A 22753-nucleotide genomic window follows, 5' to 3' on the forward strand; every position below is an offset into this window, starting at 1 on the left:
TGAATCGTCCATGAAGGCATAGAACGCCTTCCCGGCCGATTCTTCTTATGCTTGTCGGGCCTGAGCAAGCCGCCTCCGCTTTTGTTGCTTACGGCCCTGCATGACTGCCACGATGAATGCAATCACGAGGAAGAAGCTTGAGATCTGGAAGAGGATCCCGATTTCGACGAATTGGGCAAGGACACCAAATACGAGTCCGCTCAGGCCGATGCCTAGGTCGATGGAAGAGAAGAACATTCCGTTCGCCACTCCCCTGCGGTTATCCGGGGTCATCGAGAGTGTCCATGATTGGAGTGTAGGGATCAGCGAGCCGAATCCCACTCCGAAGAGGATTCCCGATACGATGATCAATGCATCCGAGTGGGCGAATGATAATGCCCACATGCCTGCAAATGTGATTGCTATGCAGAAAAGGACAAGTCCCTTTGGACCGTGGTCGTCAAACCACTTCCCTGCAACCGGCCTTGAAATGGAAGCCATGATGGCATTGAACAAATAAAACAGGAAGATATGCTGTATACCGCGCTCTTCCCCGAAAATGACGATGAAGGTGACAATCGAGCCGTAGCCGAATGTGACCATGATCGTGATGAATGCAGGGAACCAGCTTGATTTTTCAATCAGCGAACCCATATATGAGAATTTAAGGTCTTCCTTCTTTGTTTCTTTCACGACTGCCGGAGTCTGATAACGGACCAGGGCCAGCAGGATGATGGCAATAACACCAAGGACACTGGACGTGATAATCAGATTCGTGAAGGTCGTCACTTGAAACAGATAGATTCCGAGACTCGGTGCGATGATCATCCCGATGGTGATCGACAATCCGTAATAGCCCATCCCTTCACCAAGGCGGGATTTCGGCACGACATCGACGGCAGCCGTCCCGTTGACGGTCGTCGACCAGCCCCAGGCAAGACCGTGCACAAACCGGAACATCAAAAAGATCACGACGATCGAAGAAAGTGGATAGATCACCGTAATGAGCAGCAATGAAACCACCCCGATGATGACCAATGGCTTCCGATCCTTATATTCAAGCATAAAGCCGATGAACGGCCTGCTCAAAACCGCCCCGATTGAAAATAAAGTCGTCACCAGACCGATTTCCAGACCTGACGCGCCAAGTGACTTGATATAGGGCGGCAGAGTCGGGATCAGCATTTGAAACGACATGAACACAAAAAGATTTCCTACCATCAACATAATAAAAGACCTTGTCCATAGAGGTTCTTTTGTTTTAGTCACAGGAAATCCCCCTTTCTATTATTCATTTATTCACGTGAATAACCTATTCTAAGAATTTATTTCGAATTACTAAATAATAGCACATTCCGAAAAAAAGAGATATCATTTCACCCCAAAGATTTCTGCTATTTTCTTACAATGATTTCCCTCATTGAAAAGTTATCGATTTATACTATAATAGACAACATGACCAAAAGTTCTGAAAAATTAATTTGACTATCTATTTTTGAATATTTATTTATATCATTGTATAAATATTAATTTTTTCAAAAGGAGGAAGCAGCTTGAACTATTCTTTACGGCCTTTGGGAGACAGTGCCGTCGTCATTCAATTGGGGAATGCAATTGAAGCAGGCACGCATGAAAAGGTAAAGTTAGTCACATCCATATTAGAAAAAACTCCTCAAGAGTGGCAGGTCGATATCATCCCCGCTTTTACGACTGTCACCATATATTACGATCCGATGCTCGTTTTACAGGAAAGAGAAGGACAACTTCCTTATGAAGGAGTCTGCTCAATTTTGGCTGAATTGCTTACCGGGGATGCAGCACACACTTCCGCTTCAGGCAGAGTTGTAGAAATCCCTGTCTGCTACGGCGGGGAATATGGGCCTGATTTGGAAGAGGTGGCAGCCCACCACGGAATCACGACGGAAGAGGTCATATCGAAGCACACGAACGGTGATTACCTTGTATACATGATCGGATTCGCACCGGGCTTCCCCTATGTCGGAGGTCTAGACCCGGAACTTGCCACACCGAGAAAAAAATCACCCCGCATGAAAATCCCGGCAGGCTCCGTGGGGATTGCCGGCGACCAGACAGGCGTGTACCCGATTGAAACGCCTGGCGGCTGGCAGCTGATCGGCCGGACTCCCCTGTCATTGTTCCAGCCGGATGCAGAGACCCCAAGTCTCCTTCAGGCGGGAGACCGCATTAAATTTGTTTCGATCTCTGAAAATGAATTTAAAGAAATGGAGGGAAAAGCATGATTCATGTAGTAAAGCCGGGCCTCCTCTCCACCGTACAGGACCTCGGAAGATACGGGTATCAAAAATACGGCGTCATCGTCAGTGGAAGCATGGACCCGATCGCCCATCGAATTTCGAACTGGCTTGTGGGGAATGATGAAAACGAAGCGGTGATTGAAATGACCCTTACCGGTCCAGTACTTGAATTCCAGGAGACCTCCCTCATCTCCATCTGCGGAGGCGACTTATCCCCTTCCATTGATGGACAGCCCGTCCCATTATGGAGGTCCGTTCTAGTGAAAGAAGGCTCCACCTTGAAATTCGGCGGATGCAAAAGCGGTGCCCGGTCATATCTCGCCCTTGCCGGCGGCGTTGACGCGCCTTCTGTCATGAACAGCCGTTCCACCTATTTGCGGGCTGGAATCGGCGGCTATGGCGGCCGCAGTTTAAAAGAAGGAGACCTCCTTCATTCCGGTGAAGTGCTTGATGATTCACAGGAAATAATCGAGTATTTGACCCCTTACTTGGAGGACGGCCATTTTACGGAAATCGACTGGTCGATTTCTTCGGAATTCATCTCCATCCACCGGTCACAAAAGGCTATCAGGGTGATGGAAGGACCCGAGTTCCCTCTTTTCACAGAAGACAGCAGGCAGGCGTTCTTCGAAAAGCCATTCAAAGTGTCGCCGCAGTCCGACCGTATGGGCTACCGGCTGGAGGGGACAACACTCGAACTGGAACAAGATACGGATATGATATCTGAAGCCGTTTCCTTTGGGACCATCCAGGTTCCTTCGGACGGAAATCCGATCATCCTGCTTGCAGACCGGCAAACGACGGGTGGCTACCCCCGCATCGGCCAGATCGCTTCTGTCGACCTTCCTCTGATCGCCCAGACAAAACCGGGAGAAGAGCTATCCTTTACAGTCATCACCCATGAGGAAGCCCAGAAGCTTCTCATAGACAGGGAAAAGCAGCTTCGCCATCTTAAGCAGGGGATTGCACTGAAGCTAAAATAAACCATCACAGAATCAGCAGAAAAGGAGAGAAATACATGAAAACTTCAAATCTCAGCGTATTGCTCGGGGCTGCCTTCTTGATGGCCACGTCGGCCATCGGCCCGGGGTTCCTGACACAGACGACTGTGTTCACGGAACAATTGGCAGCAAGCTTCGGCTTCGTCATCCTCATTTCCATCATCATTGACATCGGGGCCCAGTTGAACATCTGGCGGATCATTGCCATATCTGAAAAAAGGGCCCAGGACATCGCCAACGATATCCTCCCCGGCTTGGGCTATTTCCTTGCATTCCTGATTGTTGCCGGCGGCCTTGCTTTCAATATAGGGAACATCGCCGGAGCAGGACTTGGAACAAATGTATTGTTCGGGGTTTCCCCCGAGATGGGCGCTTTATTCAGCGGCCTTATCGCCATCGGGATCTTCCTTTTCAAAGAAGCTGGCCGATTGATGGACAAGTTTGCACAGATTCTCGGATTTTTAATGATTCTTCTTACCCTTTATGTCATGTTCACATCGAGCCCTCCCGTCGGAGAAGCAGTCACAAAGACATTCATGCCGGATACGATCGACTTCATGGCCATCATTACTCTGGTAGGCGGTACGGTCGGAGGCTACATCACGTTCGCGGGCGGACACCGTCTGCTCGAAGCTGGCATCACGGGCAGGGAAGCTCTTCCTGAAATTACGAAAAGCTCTGTTTCTGCCATCGGGATCGCTTCCCTCATGCGCATTTTCTTATTCCTGGCTTCGCTCGGAATCGTTGCGCAGGGTCTGCAAATTGACCCGTCAAACCCGCCGGCATCCGTCTTCAATCTTGCTGCCGGAAACATCGGATATAAAATGTTCGGGATCGTCATGTGGTCAGCTGCCGTCACATCCGTGGTCGGGGCTGCCTATACGTCCGTATCATTCATCCGAACCTTCAGCCCTCTTTTGGAAAAATACCATAAATGGCTGATCATCGGTTTTATCGTCATCTCGACACTCGTGTTTGTGTCGATCGGTAAACCAGTTGCCGTCATGATTCTCGTCGGTGCGCTGAACGGATTGATCCTGCCGATCGCCCTTGGGGTCATGCTCCTTGCAGCACATAAGAAAAAAATCGTCGGCGATTACAAACATCCGGTCTGGCTGACGGTATTCGGCCTCATCATCGTGGTGGCCATGTCGTATATGGGTGTATATACGATGATCAATGAATTGCCGAAGTTGTTTTAGCCAGCCATCATTAAAGCCTCAAATCCTATAGCGGTTTGGGGCTATTTTATGATAAGAAAGAAGGACAGCCTCTCGTGATCGAGGGGCTGTCCTTTTTTGAAATGTTTAAGATAATATGTTCTTTACTCTTCCGACCTGGCCGTCCTCGAGCCTGACCTTGATGCCGTGGGGATGATTGGCCGAATTTGTCAGGATGTCTTTTACGACCCCCTGGGTCAGATTCCCGGTACGCTGGTCTTTTTTCAGTACGATTTCAACTTGAAGTCCTGGTTTGATATTTGCTCGCTGTTGTCCGTTCATGGAATTCTCCTGTCTTTTTTTTATTTTGGGCGGGTTCTGATTAAAGTGTGTATGAAAGAAAATTCGACAAGTGGCGCAATAAATGAAAAAGAGGCGCAATTCCGGGGATTCCGGCGCAAATATTTCGATTTTAGCGCAATAATCCTAATTTAGGCGTAATAAATCTAAATCTGGAGCAATTACTTAATCATCGATCCTGTTTTTCTGAGCTCTGTCTCCTATGATTCCTCTTATACTCGATCAATCCTCATCCTTCACATCCGGATCCTCCGGAATCGGCTCGCTGAGGTATTCGGCCAGTTGTTTTTTCGCTTTTTCCATCTGTTCGAGGTGCTGGTTGAATTGTTCACGGTAGATCAAATACTGCTCTCCGTCATGAACCGATCTTATCTTATTATCATGCACCAAAGCTTCTATATACGATTCGGGCAGGGAAAGGTATTCTGCTGTTTCTGCGATTGTGAGATACATATGGTTCGCCTCAATAATGAATATTTTTCACTATTATAGCATAACCCGCAATCTATTCAGCTGCATGCCTCTCTTAAATGTTTTCCATCCTGAAAATTTCATGGAGCTTCAGGTTAGATTCAGAATTGATGATGGCCTTGTTTTTATACTCTTCGTAGGCTGGGGGAAATGCGAATAGAGTTGTGAGTTCTCTGGGCAGGGTGCGGTGGGGGACCTCTATTTTCTGGAACTTTAAAGTGATTTCTTTCTTTGCAGCCAGCTGGAATCCCCAATCACCGAAAGAAGGGATGATCGTGTGATACTGTTTCGTATGAAACCCCGCTTGTTCAAGGGTCAAACCGATACTCCAAAATACCGGGGGGGTGGCGTCCAGGGCATTAGATTGACATACAAGCAATCCATCCTCATTCAGCAAATGATAGAACTCTTCAAATAGCTCCCTGCTGTACAAACTTGCCAGGAGTTCATTTGTTGGATCGGGAAAGTCTATGATCATCAAATCATACATCTTCTTATTTTTCTTAATAAGAAAGGATTTGCCGCCATCGACGGATATACTTGCGGCCATTCAGTCGACCCTTTGAAATCAATCCAGTATCTGTTATCAGCCTTAAAACCAGACAAAGTGAATTCATTAAAAGTTACGCGGGGACAAAGTGATTTGACGATCAAAAGATTGGCCCTCCGTGAGGATTGAATACGCAGTCCAACCTCCGTTGTCCTCTAAAACCTAAAAAAAGAGAAGCCCCCGGCCTCTCTTCTTGATTATACCAATTCTATTTTCGCGACTGCCTCACAGTGCATCGTCTGCGGGAACATGTCGACCGGCTGGATTTCAGTTGTTTTATACCCGCCGTCTTCCAAAATGCGCAGATCGCGTGCCAATGTTGCAGGGTTGCAGGAAACATATACGACCTTTTTCGGTTTCATGGTGAGGATGGTGTCGAGAAGTGCTTCATCGCATCCTTTTCTCGGCGGATCGACGACGAGCACATCGGCGCTGATCCCGTCATCATACCATTCAGGGATGACGACTTCTGCCGGTCCTGCCTTGAATTCAACGTTCGTCATATTGTTCAGGACCGCATTCTGTTTTGCATCGGCAATCGCCTGCGGGACGATTTCCACTCCATACACTTTCTTTGCTGTCTGGGCCAGGAAAAGCGAGATGGTCCCGATTCCGCAGTATGCATCGATGACCGTTTCTTCACCTTTGAGATCTGCGTACTCGAGTGCCTTGTCATACAGCACCTTCGTCTGCTCAGGGTTGACCTGATAGAAGGACCGGGCAGAAATCGCAAACTTCACGTCTCCGATCCTATCGTGGATGACTTCTTCGCCCCAGAGGACGCGTGTCGTATCACCCATGATCACGTTCGTCTTTTTCCCGTTCACATTGTGGATGATGGATTTCAATCCTTCAATATTCCGGACGAGCTCTTCCACAATCTCATTCTTATGAGGAAGCTCATTTGTTCTCGTAACAAGGACGACCATGACCTCCCCTGTCGTATATGCCGTGCGGGTCATGATGTGGCGGAGCGTCCCCTTATGTTTCTTTTCATCATATGGACGTATGTCGAGGTTTTGACAGATATCCTTAACGTGCTGGATCACTTCATCATTTTTTTCATATTGGATGATGCATTTGTCCATATCGATGATTTCATGGCTTCGCTTCTGATAAAAGCCTGCCACAAAGCGCCCGTCTTTTTCACCGACAGGCACCTGTGCTTTATTCCGGTATCTCCAGGGCTCTTCCATCCCAAGCACTTCATGGATCTTGACGTCTTGAAGCTTACCAATCCGCTGCATCACATCGCGTACATTCTTCTCTTTCGCTCTGAGCTGGCCCTCGTAGGTCATATGCTGGATCTGGCAGCCGCCGCACTCCCTGTAAATTGGACACGGAGGTTCCTGGCGGTAAGGACTTTCCTTCGTCCGTTCCATCAAACGCCCGAACCCGTATCCTTTACTTGGTTTTACGACCTTCACCGTGCCTTCTTCACCAGGCAGCGCATTGGGAACGAATAAAGGGTAGCCGTCCACCTTCGTCACGCCGTTCCCATCATGCGTCAAATCCTCGAAATAGGCGCCATCTATATAATCATTTTTTTGAACAGGTGCTTTTTTACTCATTATGATCTTCCTTTTCTGCTTCCTAATTAGACTCTACTGATTGTACCACATCGGGTCAGTCAAATTGAAATACACTTCGAAGTGCCAGCCGACCGAGCTCGACAACCCGAAATGCGCAGGCGGCTCGACCAGACAAGCATATGATGGATGGACCGTGAAGGAGCTTTTGGCCATCCTGGACCATTTAGCTTTTGACCTCAAGCCTGCAGCCGCCGGAGCTGGATAGCATACACACTTATTTTTTATTCAAAAAGAAAACACCGGACACATTCCGTCTCCGATGTCCTTGCACGTATTCTACGATCTTAGCTGCGATGCCAGATCATTTTCGCGGATCGCCGTGATTCCGGCATTCAGATACACCTGAAAGCGGCCGGCTTCTTCGATGTCGCTCTCTTCCAGGGCTTCAACGATACACTGGAAATTATCGATTAAATGATCGGATTTCATGCCCCTGCTGATCAGTACATTGTTCAGCCACAATGCATAGTCGACGAAGATCTTTTCATCACCCGCCGCCGCTGTCGTGTTAAGGTAATTAAAATGGTGTACGTTATCTTCGTAACACTTCTGCATACCGATTTCCCCGAATCTCTCAAGCAGCTCGGGATAACGTTCATAGAGCTTCTTTACGGCGCTGTCTATGACAGGTTTGTACATAATATCCATCAGTAAGCCACCACCTTATACTTATCAATCGACGGGATGATTGATGCAAGATCTTTATCAGGATACTTTTTTTCAAGCTCATGAATCCGTTTGTAATCTCCACTTTGTATCCATGTCATGAAATGTTCCTTCGTATCCCACTCCATATGCACGGTGATTTCGCCGGGCTTCTTTTCATTCTGGAGAAGCAGGAACCGCTGAAATCCTTCTGCTTCATCCACGAGCCCCGAACGCGAATGATAAATGGATATGACCTCATCCGCCTTATCATCCGGTACAGCGAATGTTGAATGTACGATATACATGAAATCCACCCCTCTCCTGGCTTTTTGCTGCCGACAAGCTTTTTTCCCACTGTAACACAACGGGGTTCACATGGAAACTATTCTTCATGACGATTTCTGGAAGATCCATGTTATCGCTTGAAAAGAATCAGAGATAGTTGCTAGTATAGAAAGATATTTTAAGAGAGACCAGCTCTGCACCCTGTCAAAACTTACCTCGTTTCAAGATTTACTCAAAAGGAAATAGGGAATGCTGTATATTTCTTTCTTAAAATAATGACTTCAAAAAAGAACATATAAAAGAAGGTAGATCATATGAATCCAGACATCTTAGTAAACCTGATCCTGGTGGGGAATGTGTTCCTCGGTGTGCTTTTTACTTTAAAATCACGCCGCTGGTGGCTCCCTTATATCTTGATGGGGCTCACCTTTTTAACCTTGACCATCGGATTCGGCCTCTCACTTGTACTGGGCAGTCAATCCATCCTGTCCTATCTATTCGTATTCGTCGTCGGCCAGCTGATATGGGCGTTCGTATTCGTGATGGTTGCCCATGTACTTTCGTTCATCGTGAGGAAATTGCCTTTCCGGCATAAGCAGCAGATCGGGTGGGGCTTTTTAGTCGGGTTTCCGCTTGTGTTTTTGGTGTTTTTATTGGTTCAATAGAGATTTTGTGGTGAAAATGGAAATCGGCTTCCCGAGGTTGGTATCGGGGGGCCATTTTTTGGTTGTTTGCTGATGCTGGGATGGGACTTTCATCGTTTTTGATTGTTTTGACGGTGCCGGGGCGGGGCTTTCATCGTTTTTGGTTGTTTTAATGACGCCGGGACGCGGCTTTCATTGTGATTCTTTCGATTTATGGCCATAATCTTCGATTTTACCTCAATAATCTTTTAATTCCAGTTGAAAATCTTTTAATTTCACCCGATAATCTTTGAATTTTCAAAATAATTCCGTCAATTACCAAATACTTCCACAAATCAACGTCCACACCCCCCCCCAAACCTCTAACTCCATAAAAAAAAGAACGCCGCAATAACGGGCATTCCTTTTCACATTCAAATCGCCTTATCTTCAGGGCGGATCTTGTCCAGCGGGACAAATACATCCAGGTGGCGGTATAAGTTTTCGAATTCAGCCGGCAGGACGCCGCCGAGTTCACCATCCACGTTCAGCTGCACTTTTTCCTTCGCATGGATTTTGATACGGTTCGCCTGTGTGTAAATGACGTTCGGATCTTTCACGTGTTCACCGCGGACGGCAAGCGTAGCGATACGGATGAACTCCGCCAGGTTTGTCTTTTTCAAAATTAGAAGCGAGAACAAGCCGTCGTTGATTGAAGCGTCAGGAGCGAGCTTCTCAAATCCTCCAACTGAATTGGTCAATCCGATTAAAAACAGCATCGCTTCGCCTTCAAAAAGCTTGCCGTCATATTCGATCGATACATCCGTCGGTTTGATCGATGGCAGCATTTCAATGCCTTTCAGATAATAGGCAAGCTGTCCCATCATCGTCTTGAGCTTGCTTGGGACTTCATACGTCAACTCTGTGATACGTCCCCCGCCTGCGATATTGATGAAATAACGTTCGTTCATCCGGCCGATGTCGACAGGGATGGAATCACCCTTCGTGATGACATCAATGGCCTGTCCGATGTCCCTCGGAATATGAAGGGCCCTCGCGAAGTCATTGGTCGTCCCCATCGGCACAATGCCAAGCTTCGGACGATAGTCCTGTTCCGCCAGTCCGTTCACCACTTCGTTCAGCGTTCCGTCCCCGCCTGCTGCGACGACGATATCGTATTTCCGTTCTACAGCGATTTGGGCCGCTTTTGTTGCATCGCCTTCACAGATCGTTGCGTGCACGGATGTTTCATATCCTGCCTGTTCCAATTTAATCAACACTTCGGCAAGATGCTTTTTGAAAAGCTCCCGGCCTGAAGTAGGATTGTATATAATTCTTGCGCGTTTCATACCCCATCATCCTAATCTTTAGTTTGAATTACCCGATCTCGGAGATTATATTAGAATTCCATCTTTTAACATCATATTAAAATAAGTGTTTACATGCAATATGGCTTTGATTCCTGCTGTTTGTTTAAAAATGGCAAAATAGATGCCTTTCTTCAAACAAGCATCTACCGCTCCATATCATAACTCTTTTCCGAAAAAAAATCTAATGAAATTAGATGAAATAAAAGAAGGTTTTATGACATTTGGCTCTTTGATTTATTACAAAAGACCGGCGACTAAGTTAATGATGTTAACTCCGCTGATGGTTTACGTGGAAGACTTCGCTTTCCACGGGTAGCCCGTGAGCCTCCTCGTCACTGCGTTCCTGCGGGGTCTCACCTGTCCAGCTGCAGGGCTTAGAGGCACATGTCATAAGCCAAACCGGCCAAGAAGGCAAAGTACACCTTCGTGGCCGATTCGTCTTATGCCACACGCCTCTGTTCAAAGCCCTTCCGCTTTTCTAATTACCTACTCTTCCCGCAGGAGTCTTCGTCTTCCACTCCAACCAACAGCGGGATTGGACTAAGGAGTAAAATTCTATTTTAAACAAGCTCCGATTTAAACTAACTTTCTTTATCTTCCGCATAAAAGTATGCTGCAGACAAGCATCCTAAAAAAGACTTTCATAAAACCACTCCACCCATCGTACGATTAAGAGATTATACATTACGCAGTGATGGAGGTTCGTTATGAAGGTATTGATATTGGTTCATGTGCTTTCTGCTGTGATCGGGGTGGGTCCGACGTTTTTTGCCCACCTGTTGACGAGGCCGGGTAAAGATGTGGATGAATTGCGCATCGCCATGAAATACAGCAGGTCTTTAGAATTCTTCCCAAAAATAGGCGGAAGTATTGCTGTTTTGACGGGAATTGCTCTTTTCTTCCTGGGGAATTACGGTCCGTTCACACAACTGTGGCTTCTTGGCTCTTTGATTCTCTATGTCCTCATTCAACTCATCGTGATCGTGTTGATCACTCCTCCAACTAGAAAAGTGAATGAATGGCTCGGACGCCCTGAAAACCTCGATCTCACAGGAGCTCCGCCAGAAGAGATTCAGAATGCACTGATAACCATAGATCGATGGTTCTATCTTGCGTCGGCCCTGGGAGTGCTTCTCTTTATTTTTATGATTATGAAACCGTGATTATAGTAGTCCTTTGGAATCAGTATATAGATACAAAAAAGCCGTCCTGGACGAATCATCGCAGGGCGGCTTAAGAAAACAGTTTGATATTACGGTGTTCCAGGAACTGCAGGGAATCCTGAAGGGAGTTGTCATCGAATTGATAAACCTCCTGGATCATTTCCCTCCATTTGTCGAGGTCTCTCATCTGATATTCCCGGATATTGCGGTACGTCATGACCTTCAGGGTCTGGTTGCGGAGAAAATAGCATTGATTCCCCTGAAACCGGACGGCGGTGATGCGCCTCATCGTGATATTGTCGTCTGTGTCCTGATAGGATGCTTCAATATCCTTTATGAGATCATCTTCCTCAAGCGGGATCCATTCAATCATCTTTTTCACGAAGGATTTTCCGTTTGAACGGCGGTCCACTTCAAACACGAATTGATCTCTGTGGGTGAAAATGATTTCTTCCCCGAACCCGTGCAGGAGGTGGCGATGCCTTGCTTCAAGTTCAACCGGCTTCATGATGGGCGAGCCATACCCGACGTCAACGTACAGCTTTTTACCGTCGATGGTGATCATCAGGCCGAGGTGTCCGGGTTTCACCCTCACAAACCGGCAGTCAAAGCCCAATTCTTTCAGAAGCCTACCAAAATTGATATTCAGGGTGAAGCAGGTGCCTCCCCAGCCCTTTGAATACAAATGTTCCGTAAAATCTTCAAGCGACGGGACATACGTGCCCCCTTTTGAAAAATAATAAAATTTACTGAAGGTTTCATATGGAATCCGAATAAGATGCTGCTGGATCAGTCGTTGCAGATAATTAATCGTCGGCTCCTCGATCTCCATGTTCAGGTAATTCACGTATTTTTCTACAGCGTTCATCCTATCACTCTTTCTAAACCATGCTATGTATATAATGTTAATTCCCTAAAAGGTCAAATTCAACCAATTTACGCCCTGTCGGCCCAAAATCGTCTTTACTACTTCTTCTCCTATCATAGAACAAATCCCTTCCAAATCACGTTACGTTTTCATGTCATCTTCACATCTCTCCCAGAAAAAGGGATTGTGCTCTATCACATTGAAGGACCAGGCCATCAAATGCAAGAAAAAAAAGGCCGATCAAAGATGGCCTCGATACATACGGGTGATTTAGTTTTTGACTCCAGCTGCGATACGCTTTACGTTTGTTTCTGCTGTTTTTGTAAGGTCTGGAGTGAACCCGTTCTTCATTCGCTCGTTCTCTTCGTTGAAGTAGGCTTGTACCTCTTCATCGAATTCTATTTCGATAAGATCACGGATATCCGTGATTCTAAGAGCGATCATGATTGAAACAAGATGGGCAACCGTCAGTGATTTTTTCTTGAAATTCACTAATTCATTGATGGTCGCTACACGCAAACCGGTCAAACGGTGCAGGTCACCTTGTGTCAATCCTCGTTCACGAAGGATCTCTCCCAATTTAATGTGAATTTTATGGGGAAATCTATCCAATGTCTCAATGACAATTGTATTTGTTTTTTGGTGAATCATGATGCTTCAACTCCTCATCCTATACCATAGTACCGTGAATTACGTCATTCGTGAACCGGCAAAAAGTTCCAATCACGAGGGCACTTTTTACCACACCCATAAATGTGGCAATGCCTCCCTTACACAAAAAACTGCATAATTCTTCCTGTTTTTTCATCAAAGGGTGAAGTCATCCAATCGGCAGTATAGAAAAAGCCGGGAGAAAAAAGTCTCCTCGGCTGCTGTGATGCGGATTACATCAATATTTTCTGGACCAGGGTTGTTTTAAGGCTTTCGTATACTTCGTTCCAGATGTTTTTATCGCTTGTATATTGCGTTGTCAGTCGTGCAATCATTTCTTTTTGCTTTTCAGGGAACTCTTCATGATCCTTCGGAGGCAGTTTCGCCCTTTCATCATCGACGATTTTTTTCACCATCGGCGCCCGCGGTCCCCAAACGGTCTTTTCTTCACCCTCCCCGTCAATGAAGATAAAAATCGGGATCGCCCTTGATGTGCCGTTGGTGAGATATTGATCCATGAGCTCCAGGTTCTCGTCCCGGAGGATCATTTTCACCTCCATATCCGCCTCCTCTGCCAGTTTCAAGAGGATCGGGATATTCAGCATCGCATCCCCGCACCAGTCTTCAGTCAGCGCGATGACACGTAAAGAATGATCGGCAAGCGACTTCAAGACGTCTTTATCCTCTTCGGGGATGGTAAATTTATTTAAGATAGACAATGTATTTTCTCTGTGGGTTTTCATATATTCTAAATATTCACTTGATGACATTCCTTTATTGAACCAATCTTGCAAGGTCATATGAACTCCTCCTAATCGTGCATAGCTATAAACATCACTATTCTTTCTCATTTTCTCTTTATATCTTATTCATCTTTACCTGAATCCACAAGTAATATCTATTCTGGCTGATTCATAAATTTCAATTGTGCGATTATGCCTGCAGGAATATAATAAAAGAAAGCAATTTCATCTGAGGTTGTCAGCTATAGAAAAAAATGAATAGCCATCGGGCTATTCAAAAGGAGATCCAGCGGGGAATAGGGTGATTTTTTATTCAGTCCTCATTGAAATTTGGGTATATACAGAAAAACGAAAAATGGATTCTCACAAAAAAAGCTGACTCAATAGTCAGTTTAATCCTCTTCAATTTGGTTAATGTATATGATTATAGGATTACTTTTCAATTGAACCATCTTCAAAATGTCTGGAATTCTCTATTATCTGTGCGACTTTTTTATAGTAGTAGTTCAGCTCGATCACACTGTCTGCCTCCTTCAGTCTTTTCATGTAAAGATTCGCTTTCTCATAATCTTCAGGCGGCAGTTCAACCTTGATTCTTCTTTTCTTCCACTTTGCCAACAGGTTTCACCTCATTGTGATTTGAAGATCCTCCCTTAGAGGTCAATTCGAGCTGATATTGTGATAGCTCTTGGATATAGGATTCTTTCGTCGTAGCCAAACTTTGCTCCATTTTCCTGGTAATGACGGAACTTCCCCCGATTCCGGATAATAAGCTGATATAGATTGCATACCACATCGGGATTGTATCGATGACTGGAAGTACTGAAAGGTAACCTGCCAGAACACCTATGATAATATCCTTCGTTGAGCCAAAAAGATAATGCTTCTCACCCTTGTCGTCGATAAATTTCCGTGGAAAGGTGAAATGACCATTTTTGAAAATCAGAATATGTCCTAAGCCCCCGATACCGCCCATCAACATTGGCAACAAGATCACTTCAATTAAGGACATTCTATCCACCCTCTGGAATCATTTACTATTATTATATATTATTTACAGAATATTCAGAATAGATAATTGGACACATATTTGTCCACCAAAGGAGAGCAAAAATGAGGAAAATTGTGATGAAAGTCTCGTCTGTCGACAAACTTCGATTTCAGAACTATATGATGCAGTTAAAAAGCGCCGAATCCAAAGCGGAAGCAGATATGTATTACCGCATGGCAAAAAAGATCCTGGAAAAAGGCAGAAAGCAGGCATAGATTTTTTCCGGTAAACGATTTTGACGGCCTGATTTCTTACAAATAGGAATATATAGAGGCTTCAATTTAATTTTGTCCTTTCATGGGAATGGGGTTTTGTATGCCAAGTATGAGATACTTGGTTTTTTGATGTGGACGGGGTGGACAGTTAGTATCCTGTACCGAGAGCCGGCGCGGATTGACTGACGGATTGGATTTTGGTGATTGATTTTCTGTTGAGTCAACTTCGGCGGACTGGATTCGGTCCAGGAATTGTCCACCTCCATCATAAAAAAAACTTCTCTTTTGAACAGAACCCTCATCTTTCAACCTCACTATACATAAAAAAGGGAGAGCCTAAGCCCTCCCTTTTTCATCTACCTTAACTTAGTTTACCCCCACAGCGTCAAATGCAGCATTGACACTTGCCACTTCGGAGCTTCCTGAACCATAAAGGTCAGAAGCGGACTGTACCACAGCTGAACGAAGCTGGCTGAAGTTTGAAGATGGAGTCAGATACTGCGTAAGTGCACGGTAGTAGATATCGCCTACTTTATCCGTCCCGATACCCGCTACGTTCACTCCATAATGTGTACCGCCCTGGCTCAACAGATAAGCCGCTTTATTCCCGATTCCGCTGTTGATATGGACACCGCCGTTGTCGCCGGTACCTGTGTATCTGACTGAGTAATGGTCAGGGTCATTATATTTCGTCGGATCTGACATGGAGCGAAGTGCGTCCCCGCTCACTCCCGGCGTATAGATGTCTTCCCCGATCTCCCAGTCCGGGTTGTTCCCTGTGTGGTATTCAAGCAGTGTTCCGAATACGTCGGACATGGATTCATTGATGGCACCTGACTCGTTTTGATAGATAAGGTCAGCCGTTGTATCCGTCACGGCGTGGGTCAGTTCATGTGCCACGACGTCAAGTCCTCCTGATAGTGGAACGAATGTAGATCCATCCCCATCACCGTAAACCATTTGCTGGCCGTTCCAGAATGCGTTGTTATAGCTTCGTGAATAGTGGACCGTTGATTTCAGAGCTGCCCCGTTGCCGTCATAGCTGTTGCGATTGTGGACGTCTTTGTAATAATCGTATGTTTCTCCTGCATAATAATGGGCATCGACCGCAGCACCGTCGTATGAAGCATTGAATTTATTGTCCGCATCCGCCCAGAGAGACCCAGGCAGTCTTTGACGGTTTTTCGCATCATACGTGAATACACCGCCGCCCCTTGTATTATCCTGCAAATAATAAGTGGAGGAAGAAAAAGTTGTATTCAGAGACTTCGAATCGCCAAGTACTCCTGTACCAGTACCTACCGCGTCAGTTCCTGTAATACCATTACCACCAGGCTTTCCGCCGGCTTCATGGATCTCATTCACTTTATCCAAAATTTCCCCGCTTGCCGCATCGATGAAATAGTTCCAGTTACCCGGCTTCGGATCTAAGAAATTGTAGTTTACGAGATAAGCTTGATGTGCCTCCCCGCCTTTTACATAAATCACTGTTTTTGCTTTAGGGACATATTCATAAGCCGGCTCACTGCCGATTTCAGCCACTAAATCCTTTTCCCCTGCAGCGAGGGCATCATTTTTCGACAGGCTCTTAGAAGCTTTAAGAGACTGCTTGTCTGCAAGATTCGGAACCGGTGCCCCGGATACTGCCGTCAATACGCCATCTTTATTGACATGCGCAGTCAAAACGGCTCCATATACCGGTGTCCCTTTGTACATTTGCTGAACGCGGAGATATGTATATCCGAGTTTATCTTTTTTCTTTTCTACTACTTTAAAAGAAAGGCTTGCATCGCCCTTGAACTTAAATACATCCTGTTTTTGATTGAAATAATCCATCACGATTTTTTCAGGAGCATTGGAAAAAGGCTGGGTCAGCTTCCCTGAAATGAATTGCGGGGCTCCAATCTTCTCATTGAAGTTCACTTTCTGGCTCAGATCGGGTGCACCCAATGCATCCGCGGATAATACGGGACTCATCATCAGACCTGCAGTTAACCCTAACGCTACGACTTTTTTCTTCAATTACAACACCTCTTTTTAGAATTTTCTAACTTTTCAAACTGTAGATAAAACTATAGTACAAGACTGACACCAAACGAATGAGCCTAAATACCCAAAAAATAACTTTCTCAAACCTATATCTCAATACCTACAAAAAAAGCTAAAAAATCGTTCATTTCAGGAAAACTTGAACAAAAAAACCTGCTACAAGTACATTCTTTTCTGATTTCCATCAAATCCCACATAAAAAGGCCCGTCCCTCTTCCGCTTTAAAGCGGTGAGGGACGGGCCTTCAAATGATTGGATTTATCGTTTTTGGATTTCCTGCTGAAGCAATTTATTAACCATCGGCGGGTTTGCCTGGCCTTTTGTTGCTTTCATGATTTGTCCGACAAGGAATCCAATTGCACGGTCTTTACCGTTTTTGAAGTCTTCGATCGACTGTGGATTGTTATCCAGTGTCTCGGTGACGATTTTTAGAAGGGCCCCTTCGTCAGAGATTTGAACAAGGCCTTTATCTTTCACGATCTGTTCAGGGTCTCCTCCGTTTTCTACAAGCTCCTTGAAGACTTTCTTCGCGATTTTGGAAGAAATCGTTCCTTTTTCAATCAGCTGAATCATGCCGGCAAGACCTGAAGGAGTCAACTTCAGCTCGTGAAGTTCTTTTTGTTGGGCATTCATATAGGCTGATACTTCTCCCATCAGCCAGTTGGAAGCCTGCTTCGCTTCTGCACCTTCACCCACCGTTTCTTCAAAGAAATCAGACATTTCTTTAGTCAGTGTCAGTACCATCGCATCGTATGCAGGCAGTCCCAATTCTTCCACATAGCGCTGTTTACGAGCATCAGGAAGTTCAGGGATTTCGGCGCGGATACGGTCCATCCATTCCTGGTCGATGTGGAGGTTCAACAAATCCGGTTCAGGGAAGTAACGGTAATCATCCGATCCTTCTTTTACACGCATGAGGATCGTTTTACCCGTTGATTCGTCGAAACGAAGTGTTTCCTGCTGGATCAGGCCGCCTGATAGGAGGACTTTTTCCTGACGGACGATTTCGTATTCCAGTCCTTTTTTAACAAAGTTGAAGGAGTTCAGGTTCTTAAGCTCCGCTTTCGTACCGAACTTCTCCTGTCCGATCGGGCGGAGGGAAATGTTCGCGTCACAGCGCAGGGAACCTTCTTCCATCTTACAGTCTGAAACACCTGTATATTGAATGATGGATTTCAGCTTTTCAAGATACGCATACGCCTCTTCCGGGGTACGGATATCCGGCTCTGATACAATCTCGATGAGAGGCGTACCCTGGCGGTTGTAGTCGACAAGGGAATATCCGTCGCCGGAGTGAGTCAGCTTACCTGCATCCTCCTCCAGGTGAAGACGGGTGATCCCGATGCGTTTTTTCTCACCGTTGACTTCGATTTCAATCCAGCCGTTTTCACCAATCGGCTTGTCGAATTGAGAAATCTGATATGCCTTTGGGTTATCCGGATAGAAATAGTTTTTACGGTCAAACTTGGTATCCTGTGCGATTTCGCAGTTCAAGGCCATTGCCGCTTTCATTCCGAACTCAATGGCACGCTTGTTCACCACCGGAAGTACCCCCGGGTATCCAAGGTCGATGACGTTCGTGTTCGTGTTAGGCTCTGCCCCGAAGTGGTTCGGCGCCGGTGAGAACATTTTACTGTCGGTCTTTAATTCTACGTGGACTTCTAGTCCGATTACTGGTTCAAAGTTCATTGATTTCACCCCTTACAGTTGTGGTTTTTTTGTATGGAAATCTGTAGCCTGTTCGAATGCATGAGCTACGCGGTAAATTGTACTTTCATCAAAGTGCTTCCCGATGATTTGCAGTCCAAGCGGAAGTCCGTTTGAAGAGAAACCGTTCGGAACGGAAATTCCCGGCACACCTGCAAGGTTGACAGGGATCGTCAGGATATCATTCGCGTACATGGTAAGCGGATCATCGATCTTTTCACCGATTTTGAATGCAGGAGTCGGCGTTGTCGGGCCGACAATGACATCATATTTTTCAAATACGTCTTCAAAGTCTTTCTTGATCAGCGTACGTGCCTGCTGCGCTTTTTTATAATAAGCATCATAGTATCCCGAGCTGAGGGCGAACGTACCGAGCATGATACGGCGTTTTACCTCGTCCCCGAATCCTTCGGCGCGCGTCTTCTTGTAAAGATCAAGAAGGTTGTCTGCGTTCGGCGTGCGGTAGCCGTAGCGGACACCGTCAAAACGGGCAAGGTTTGCAGACGCTTCCGATGAAGCGAGCAAGTAGTATGTCGCTACACCATATTTGGAGTGAGGGAGTGAAACCTCTTCCCAAGTCGCTCCAAGGCTTTCCAGCACCTTAAGTGAAGCAAGAACGGATTGGCGTGCTTCTTCCCCGACACCCTCACCAAGATACTCTTTCGGCACCGCGATTTTCAGACCTTTGATATCGCCTGTCAATGCTTCTGCATAGTTAGGTACTTCAACGTTCGCTGAAGTGGAATCGTTAGGATCAAGACCAGCAATGGCTTGTAACAAGTATGCATTGTCTTCAACATTCCGTGTGATCGGTCCGATTTGGTCAAGAGAAGACGCGAATGCGACAAGACCGAAACGGGATACACGTCCGTAAGTTGGTTTTAAACCGACAGTACCTGTGAAAGATGCAGGCTGACGAATTGATCCGCCTGTATCTGAACCCAGTGAGAATGGAACTTCCCCGGCTGCAACCGCAGCTGCTGAACCGCCTGAAGATCCGCCGGGAACCGTTTCAAGGTTCCAAGGGTTGCTTGTCTTTTGAAAACCTGAGTTCTCAGTGGATGAACCCATGGCGAACTCATCCATATTCAGTTTCCCGATTGTGATTGTATCGGCATTATGTAATTTATTAATGACCGTCGCATCATAGATTGGATTGAAGTTCTCAAGGATCTTACTTGCACACGTCGTACGAAGGCCTTTTGTGACGATATTATCCTTGATCCCGATCGGCATCCCGAATAGAAGGCCTTTCGATTCATCCGTCCCGAGCTTTGCATCCATTTCCTTCGCTTTCGCACGGGCATTCTCTTCGTCCAGTGTTAGGAATGCTTTCACTTTATCTTCGACGGCATCGATACGTTTGTATGATTCGTCGACCAGGTCTGTAACAGAAACTTCTTTTTTATGTAAAAGCTCATGAAGCTCTGATAATTTATGATCAAATAATGACATGAGTTTCCCTCCTTAGTCCAAAATCGATGGCACGCGTACTTGTCCATCCTTCTTATCCGGTGCGTTCTTTAACACTTCTTCACGCGGAAGCCCTTCTGTCGGCTCATCTTTACGCATAACATTCTTCATATCAAGCACATGGCTTGTCGCTTCGACATTCTCTGTATCTAATTCATTGAGCTGCTCGGCAAACCCGATGATCGCATCTAATTGATTGGTAAACTTCTTTGCTTCGTCTTCCGTGATGGCTAGTCGTGCAAGGTGTGCAACGTGCTTCACCTGATCTTCTGAAATTCTAGACATCCTCTTCACCTCCATAAAGTTTCGAACACTTGCAATACTATTGATAATACCAAAAATCGCGGTGTTAAAGCAATAGGCCAGGTCTGTATGAAATGACTTCCAAATGGTCAAATCCGTATGCCAGTCTGATGGAAGGTGAGTCCTTGTCACGCCATACGATTTTTTATTTTTCGGGTTACGAAACAAAGAAGTTGCCACCTCCCCCTCTTTTCTATACCTTTAAATTAGATAATAAAAGAAAGGATTTTCCATATGCGTGCGATTCTCACAACGTTCCTGATCGGACTCGCAGGCGGCGGTCTCTTCACCCTGCTCCACGTCCCATTGTCCTGGATGCTCGGTTCGATGGTGGCCGTCTTTGCTTTTCAAAAATGGACACCTATCACTCTAAAGTGGCCGCCAGTGTTAAGGGATTTCGGCCTGGTGATTGTCGGCTATGCGATCGGCCAGTCTTTCAGCATGAAAACACTGATTGAAATCGGAACACAGCTGCCTTCCATGCTCACTATGACTCTGGCTGTCATCCTGATTTCAATGATCCTTGCCTATTTCACAACCAAAATAACCGGAATCAACCTGCCATCGACCATTACCGGCAGCATTCCGGGAGGGCTGTCCCAAATGGTGGTGCTTGGTGAAGAATTAAAGAATATCGACCTCACCGTCGTGACCATCCTGCAGGTCGTCCGGCTGCTGTCCGTCATATTTGTCGTGCCGTTTTTGGTATTCAGTCCCCTTCTCGCAGGTCATGCGCCGGCTTCTGCCAGTTCGGGTCCTGGCACTATGTCATCTTTTGACTGGGGTTTTATCCTATTCTTGGGGATTGCCGTCTTATCGGCATTTGCTGCAAAAAAAATACACCTCCCTACCGCTTCCATGCTCGGACCGATCATGGCAGTCGGCGGGTTGGTGATTGCAGGCCTTGATGTTCCGGCCATGCCTGGGGTGCTCATCATCCTGGCTCAGTTATGCCTCGGGATTTATTTCAGCTTCATGCTCGATTTTTCGTCGGCTGAAGGATTATCGAAATTCGTTCCGTTGTCCGTCATCACTTCCCTTTGCCTCTTGGTGAGCTGTGTCGGCTTGAGCTTTATTCTAAGCAAATGGCATGATATTTCGTTCCTGACAGCCTTCATCAGCCTGGCACCGGGCGGCATGGCTGAAATGGCGATCGTCGGCCAGTCGGTGAATGCAGATCTTTCAATCATCACCGGCTACCACCTGTTCCGGATCCTTTTTATCTTATTCATCATCCCGTTCTTCCTCAAATGGCTGTTCAAGTCACAGTTGTTTGAGGCAAAGCAGCATTAGAAAAGCTTGTTCTTTATTTTGGAGAACACGCTTTTCTTTTTTTGCTTGGTGGTCACAGCAGGTTTGTCTGCCTGCTTTGTCACATAAATCTCTTCCTTGTTGATGGCGTGATCATAGGCAAGCAGCAGACCGATATCGGTTTGGGAGTCCTTGTTCGTGACCATTGAAAATTTCACACCATACTGATTGGCGAGTTTTATATATTTTGTAAGGTAGTTATAGTTCATGTTTCCATTCAGCAGGAGTTTTGCCCCCCGGTGTTCCTTCAGGCATTCTGCGACTTCCTGATAGACTTTCTTTTCCCTTACCTGGCTTTGTGTCAGGGCAATGACGATCCGTTCCCGCAAGCTTCCGAGGAATTTCCGCCTTTCGTCAGGCTTCGTCTGTTTTTGCCCGTACATCCCGTTTTCAAGATAGTCATCGATTGTTGGCTTACTCACTTCCGGCACCTCCGCGGATATTGGTGATTTTCATTACACTATATGACTGAAGCTGTTCATTTGCTTATTCTCTCCCATTTTCTCTTATGCAAACACTTTCAGACAAGGGGTAAGGGTTATGGTGCCTCTAATGCCGCTATTGATTTCCGTGCAAAACTCCGCTTTCCGCGGGCGGTTGGTGAGCCTCCTCGGCTTCGCCTTCTGGGTCTCACCTAACACGCTTTTCCCGCAGGAGTCTACGTTTTGCACTCCAATCAATCGCTGGAACCGTTTTTTATATAGATAAGTTTACACAACTCCATCCTGAATAAAGGGAGGTAACTAATTTTAGTTCGTCTTGACCCTCCATTTTCTTTGATGGAACAGAAGCTAAGATCCAGATCGATTCGTCTTATGCCACCCGCCTCTAAACAAAGCCCTTCCGCTTTTCTGATAGGACTCTTTGTCCTGCACTCCAATCAATCGCTGGAACCGGCTAACCA

General features: G+C 46.1%; 27 protein-coding genes. 9 read left to right on the plus strand and 18 right to left on the minus strand.

Going from position 1 to position 22753, the window contains the following annotated elements:
* Positions 1 to 45: 45 nt before the first annotated feature.
* Positions 46 to 1206 carry an MFS transporter gene (locus ACKA06_RS01860; protein ID WP_052011266.1) on the minus strand — a complete coding sequence of 387 codons (1161 nt, stop codon included), beginning with the start codon at positions 1204 to 1206 and terminating at the stop codon, positions 46 to 48.
* A gap of 326 nt (positions 1207 to 1532) precedes the next feature.
* Here ACKA06_RS01860 and pxpB point away from each other — a divergent pair, with 326 nt between their 5' ends.
* Genes pxpB through ACKA06_RS01875 form a run of 3 tightly spaced genes read left to right on the plus strand, consistent with a single transcriptional unit; the run spans position 1533 to position 4458 of the window.
* Positions 1533 to 2240, plus strand: a complete 708-nt coding sequence (pxpB, locus tag ACKA06_RS01865) for a 5-oxoprolinase subunit PxpB (RefSeq protein WP_411158926.1) — start codon at positions 1533 to 1535, stop codon at positions 2238 to 2240.
* A complete protein-coding gene (locus ACKA06_RS01870) occupies positions 2237 to 3238 on the plus strand; it encodes a 5-oxoprolinase subunit C family protein (RefSeq protein ID WP_032085484.1) in 1002 nt (333 codons plus the stop codon). Before pxpB ends, ACKA06_RS01870 begins: the two co-directional genes overlap by 4 nt.
* Positions 3239 to 3273: 35 nt before the next feature.
* Positions 3274 to 4458 (plus strand): NRAMP family divalent metal transporter, encoded by a 1185-nt coding sequence (locus ACKA06_RS01875; protein WP_064562563.1) that lies wholly within the window; start codon positions 3274 to 3276, stop codon positions 4456 to 4458.
* A 105-nt stretch (positions 4459 to 4563) separates the two neighbouring features.
* On the opposite strand, the gene ACKA06_RS01880 is transcribed toward ACKA06_RS01875, so the two are convergent.
* The 3 genes from ACKA06_RS01880 to ACKA06_RS01890 all read right to left on the minus strand — a co-directional run bounded on the left by ACKA06_RS01880 (position 4564) and on the right by ACKA06_RS01890 (position 5797).
* Complete coding sequence (locus ACKA06_RS01880; protein ID WP_032085483.1) at positions 4564 to 4758, minus strand: YwbE family protein; 195 nt, start codon at positions 4756 to 4758, stop codon at positions 4564 to 4566.
* Between the two features lie 240 nt (positions 4759 to 4998).
* A complete protein-coding gene (locus ACKA06_RS01885; RefSeq protein WP_032085482.1) occupies positions 4999 to 5229 on the minus strand; it encodes a helix-turn-helix domain-containing protein in 231 nt (76 codons plus the stop codon).
* 73 nt (positions 5230 to 5302) lie between these two features.
* Entirely contained in the window at positions 5303 to 5797 is a 495-nt protein-coding gene (locus tag ACKA06_RS01890; RefSeq protein ID WP_197669986.1) for a spermine/spermidine synthase domain-containing protein, read from the minus strand.
* A gap of 12 nt (positions 5798 to 5809) precedes the next feature.
* Here ACKA06_RS01890 and ACKA06_RS01895 point away from each other — a divergent pair, with 12 nt between their 5' ends.
* A complete protein-coding gene (locus ACKA06_RS01895; RefSeq protein ID WP_411158927.1) occupies positions 5810 to 5926 on the plus strand; it encodes a hypothetical protein in 117 nt (38 codons plus the stop codon).
* 68 nt (positions 5927 to 5994) lie between these two features.
* On the opposite strand, the gene rlmD is transcribed toward ACKA06_RS01895, so the two are convergent.
* Positions 5995 to 7368 (minus strand): 23S rRNA (uracil(1939)-C(5))-methyltransferase RlmD, encoded by a 1374-nt coding sequence (rlmD, locus tag ACKA06_RS01900; RefSeq protein ID WP_032085481.1) that lies wholly within the window; start codon positions 7366 to 7368, stop codon positions 5995 to 5997.
* 64 nt (positions 7369 to 7432) lie between these two features.
* Here rlmD and ACKA06_RS01905 point away from each other — a divergent pair, with 64 nt between their 5' ends.
* Positions 7433 to 7594, plus strand: a complete 162-nt coding sequence (locus ACKA06_RS01905) for a hypothetical protein (RefSeq protein ID WP_411158928.1) — start codon at positions 7433 to 7435, stop codon at positions 7592 to 7594.
* Positions 7595 to 7665: 71 nt separating this feature from the next.
* Here the strand turns inward: ACKA06_RS01905 and ACKA06_RS01910 are convergent, their stop codons facing one another.
* Both ACKA06_RS01910 and ACKA06_RS01915 read right to left on the minus strand, forming a co-directional pair.
* Positions 7666 to 8037 carry a globin family protein gene (locus ACKA06_RS01910; RefSeq protein WP_064562578.1) on the minus strand — a complete coding sequence of 124 codons (372 nt, stop codon included), beginning with the start codon at positions 8035 to 8037 and terminating at the stop codon, positions 7666 to 7668.
* On the minus strand, positions 8037 to 8342 hold the full coding sequence (locus ACKA06_RS01915) for an antibiotic biosynthesis monooxygenase family protein (protein WP_032085479.1): 306 nt from the start codon (positions 8340 to 8342) through the stop codon (positions 8037 to 8039). Before ACKA06_RS01915 ends, ACKA06_RS01910 begins: the two co-directional genes overlap by 1 nt.
* A gap of 294 nt (positions 8343 to 8636) precedes the next feature.
* Between ACKA06_RS01915 and ACKA06_RS01920 the strand changes: the two genes are divergently transcribed.
* Positions 8637 to 8987: a hypothetical protein gene (locus ACKA06_RS01920; protein WP_032085478.1), complete on the plus strand. Its 351-nt coding sequence runs from the start codon at positions 8637 to 8639 to the stop codon at positions 8985 to 8987.
* A 392-nt stretch (positions 8988 to 9379) separates the two neighbouring features.
* On the opposite strand, the gene ACKA06_RS01925 is transcribed toward ACKA06_RS01920, so the two are convergent.
* Positions 9380 to 10294, minus strand: a complete 915-nt coding sequence (locus ACKA06_RS01925) for a diacylglycerol kinase (RefSeq protein ID WP_197669982.1) — start codon at positions 10292 to 10294, stop codon at positions 9380 to 9382.
* Positions 10295 to 11022: 728 nt separating this feature from the next.
* Here ACKA06_RS01925 and ACKA06_RS01930 point away from each other — a divergent pair.
* Complete coding sequence (locus tag ACKA06_RS01930; protein WP_032085475.1) at positions 11023 to 11478, plus strand: DUF2269 family protein; 456 nt, start codon at positions 11023 to 11025, stop codon at positions 11476 to 11478.
* Positions 11479 to 11548: 70 nt separating this feature from the next.
* On the opposite strand, the gene ACKA06_RS01935 is transcribed toward ACKA06_RS01930, so the two are convergent.
* The 5 genes from ACKA06_RS01935 to ACKA06_RS01955 all read right to left on the minus strand — a co-directional run bounded on the left by ACKA06_RS01935 (position 11549) and on the right by ACKA06_RS01955 (position 14752).
* Positions 11549 to 12346: an arylamine N-acetyltransferase gene (locus ACKA06_RS01935; RefSeq protein ID WP_058299098.1), complete on the minus strand. Its 798-nt coding sequence runs from the start codon at positions 12344 to 12346 to the stop codon at positions 11549 to 11551.
* Positions 12347 to 12616: 270 nt separating this feature from the next.
* Positions 12617 to 12997, minus strand: coding sequence for a helix-turn-helix domain-containing protein (locus ACKA06_RS01940; protein WP_032085473.1), 381 nt, complete (start codon positions 12995 to 12997; stop codon positions 12617 to 12619).
* Positions 12998 to 13230: 233 nt separating this feature from the next.
* Complete coding sequence (locus ACKA06_RS01945) at positions 13231 to 13797, minus strand: thioredoxin family protein (RefSeq protein WP_411158929.1); 567 nt, start codon at positions 13795 to 13797, stop codon at positions 13231 to 13233.
* 375 nt (positions 13798 to 14172) lie between these two features.
* The gene (locus tag ACKA06_RS01950; RefSeq protein WP_032085471.1) at positions 14173 to 14358 is read right to left on the minus strand and encodes a hypothetical protein; all 186 of its coding nucleotides are present in this window, start codon (positions 14356 to 14358) and stop codon (positions 14173 to 14175) included.
* On the minus strand, positions 14324 to 14752 hold the full coding sequence (locus ACKA06_RS01955; protein WP_032085470.1) for a DUF4257 domain-containing protein: 429 nt from the start codon (positions 14750 to 14752) through the stop codon (positions 14324 to 14326). Before ACKA06_RS01955 ends, ACKA06_RS01950 begins: the two co-directional genes overlap by 35 nt.
* Before the next feature lie 101 nt (positions 14753 to 14853).
* On the opposite strand from ACKA06_RS01955, the gene ACKA06_RS01960 reads away from it, so the two are divergent.
* Entirely contained in the window at positions 14854 to 15006 is a 153-nt protein-coding gene (locus ACKA06_RS01960) for a hypothetical protein (protein ID WP_156416147.1), read from the plus strand.
* Positions 15007 to 15372: 366 nt separating this feature from the next.
* Here the strand turns inward: ACKA06_RS01960 and ACKA06_RS01965 are convergent, their stop codons facing one another.
* The 4 genes from ACKA06_RS01965 to gatC form a co-directional block, all read right to left on the minus strand.
* Positions 15373 to 16986: a M4 family metallopeptidase gene (locus tag ACKA06_RS01965; RefSeq protein ID WP_411158957.1), complete on the minus strand. Its 1614-nt coding sequence runs from the start codon at positions 16984 to 16986 to the stop codon at positions 15373 to 15375.
* Positions 16987 to 17313: 327 nt separating this feature from the next.
* Positions 17314 to 18744, minus strand: a complete 1431-nt coding sequence (gene gatB, locus ACKA06_RS01970) for an Asp-tRNA(Asn)/Glu-tRNA(Gln) amidotransferase subunit GatB (RefSeq protein ID WP_032085468.1) — start codon at positions 18742 to 18744, stop codon at positions 17314 to 17316.
* Positions 18745 to 18756: 12 nt separating this feature from the next.
* Complete coding sequence (gene gatA / locus ACKA06_RS01975) at positions 18757 to 20217, minus strand: Asp-tRNA(Asn)/Glu-tRNA(Gln) amidotransferase subunit GatA (protein ID WP_032085467.1); 1461 nt, start codon at positions 20215 to 20217, stop codon at positions 18757 to 18759.
* A 12-nt stretch (positions 20218 to 20229) separates the two neighbouring features.
* Positions 20230 to 20520, minus strand: a complete 291-nt coding sequence (gene gatC, locus ACKA06_RS01980) for an Asp-tRNA(Asn)/Glu-tRNA(Gln) amidotransferase subunit GatC (protein ID WP_032085466.1) — start codon at positions 20518 to 20520, stop codon at positions 20230 to 20232.
* A gap of 252 nt (positions 20521 to 20772) precedes the next feature.
* On the opposite strand from gatC, the gene ACKA06_RS01985 reads away from it, so the two are divergent.
* Positions 20773 to 21831: an AbrB family transcriptional regulator gene (locus tag ACKA06_RS01985; RefSeq protein ID WP_032085465.1), complete on the plus strand. Its 1059-nt coding sequence runs from the start codon at positions 20773 to 20775 to the stop codon at positions 21829 to 21831.
* Here the strand turns inward: ACKA06_RS01985 and ACKA06_RS01990 are convergent.
* Positions 21828 to 22271 (minus strand): YueI family protein, encoded by a 444-nt coding sequence (locus ACKA06_RS01990; protein ID WP_411158930.1) that lies wholly within the window; start codon positions 22269 to 22271, stop codon positions 21828 to 21830. The two genes, ACKA06_RS01985 and ACKA06_RS01990, sit on opposite strands and share 4 nt — an antisense overlap.
* Positions 22272 to 22753 lie beyond the last annotated feature (482 nt).

It is taken from the genome of Rossellomorea oryzaecorticis (assembly GCF_045897515.1).
In the GTDB taxonomy this organism is placed as follows: Bacteria; Bacillota; Bacilli; order Bacillales; family Bacillaceae_B; genus Rossellomorea; species Rossellomorea enclensis.

Excerpts from the sequence above, each read along its gene's own strand:
- ACKA06_RS01860 (WP_052011266.1), bottom strand. The coding sequence starts at position 1,206 with ATGTTGATGGTAGGAAATCTTTTTGTGTTCATGTCGTTTCAAATGCTG.
- ACKA06_RS01870 (WP_032085484.1), top strand. The coding sequence starts at position 2,237 with ATGATTCATGTAGTAAAGCCGGGCCTCCTCTCCACCGTACAGGACCTC.
- ACKA06_RS01875 (WP_064562563.1), top strand. The coding sequence starts at position 3,274 with ATGAAAACTTCAAATCTCAGCGTATTGCTCGGGGCTGCCTTCTTGATG.
- ACKA06_RS01880 (WP_032085483.1), bottom strand. The coding sequence starts at position 4,758 with ATGAACGGACAACAGCGAGCAAATATCAAACCAGGACTTCAAGTTGAA.
- ACKA06_RS01885 (WP_032085482.1), bottom strand. The coding sequence starts at position 5,229 with ATGTATCTCACAATCGCAGAAACAGCAGAATACCTTTCCCTGCCCGAA.
- ACKA06_RS01890 (WP_197669986.1), bottom strand. The coding sequence starts at position 5,797 with ATGGCCGCAAGTATATCCGTCGATGGCGGCAAATCCTTTCTTATTAAG.
- rlmD (WP_032085481.1), bottom strand. The coding sequence starts at position 7,368 with ATGAGTAAAAAAGCACCTGTTCAAAAAAATGATTATATAGATGGCGCC.
- ACKA06_RS01910 (WP_064562578.1), bottom strand. The coding sequence starts at position 8,037 with ATGGATATTATGTACAAACCTGTCATAGACAGCGCCGTAAAGAAGCTC.
- ACKA06_RS01915 (WP_032085479.1), bottom strand. The coding sequence starts at position 8,342 with ATGTATATCGTACATTCAACATTCGCTGTACCGGATGATAAGGCGGAT.
- ACKA06_RS01920 (WP_032085478.1), top strand. The coding sequence starts at position 8,637 with ATGAATCCAGACATCTTAGTAAACCTGATCCTGGTGGGGAATGTGTTC.
- ACKA06_RS01925 (WP_197669982.1), bottom strand. The coding sequence starts at position 10,294 with ATGAAACGCGCAAGAATTATATACAATCCTACTTCAGGCCGGGAGCTT.
- ACKA06_RS01930 (WP_032085475.1), top strand. The coding sequence starts at position 11,023 with ATGAAGGTATTGATATTGGTTCATGTGCTTTCTGCTGTGATCGGGGTG.
- ACKA06_RS01935 (WP_058299098.1), bottom strand. The coding sequence starts at position 12,346 with ATGAACGCTGTAGAAAAATACGTGAATTACCTGAACATGGAGATCGAG.
- ACKA06_RS01940 (WP_032085473.1), bottom strand. The coding sequence starts at position 12,997 with ATGATTCACCAAAAAACAAATACAATTGTCATTGAGACATTGGATAGA.
- ACKA06_RS01945 (WP_411158929.1), bottom strand. The coding sequence starts at position 13,797 with ATGACCTTGCAAGATTGGTTCAATAAAGGAATGTCATCAAGTGAATAT.
- ACKA06_RS01955 (WP_032085470.1), bottom strand. The coding sequence starts at position 14,752 with ATGTCCTTAATTGAAGTGATCTTGTTGCCAATGTTGATGGGCGGTATC.
- ACKA06_RS01960 (WP_156416147.1), top strand. The coding sequence starts at position 14,854 with ATGAGGAAAATTGTGATGAAAGTCTCGTCTGTCGACAAACTTCGATTT.
- ACKA06_RS01965 (WP_411158957.1), bottom strand. The coding sequence starts at position 16,986 with ATGATGAGTCCCGTATTATCCGCGGATGCATTGGGTGCACCCGATCTG.
- gatB (WP_032085468.1), bottom strand. The coding sequence starts at position 18,744 with ATGAACTTTGAACCAGTAATCGGACTAGAAGTCCACGTAGAATTAAAG.
- gatA (WP_032085467.1), bottom strand. The coding sequence starts at position 20,217 with ATGTCATTATTTGATCATAAATTATCAGAGCTTCATGAGCTTTTACAT.
- gatC (WP_032085466.1), bottom strand. The coding sequence starts at position 20,520 with ATGTCTAGAATTTCAGAAGATCAGGTGAAGCACGTTGCACACCTTGCA.
- ACKA06_RS01985 (WP_032085465.1), top strand. The coding sequence starts at position 20,773 with ATGCGTGCGATTCTCACAACGTTCCTGATCGGACTCGCAGGCGGCGGT.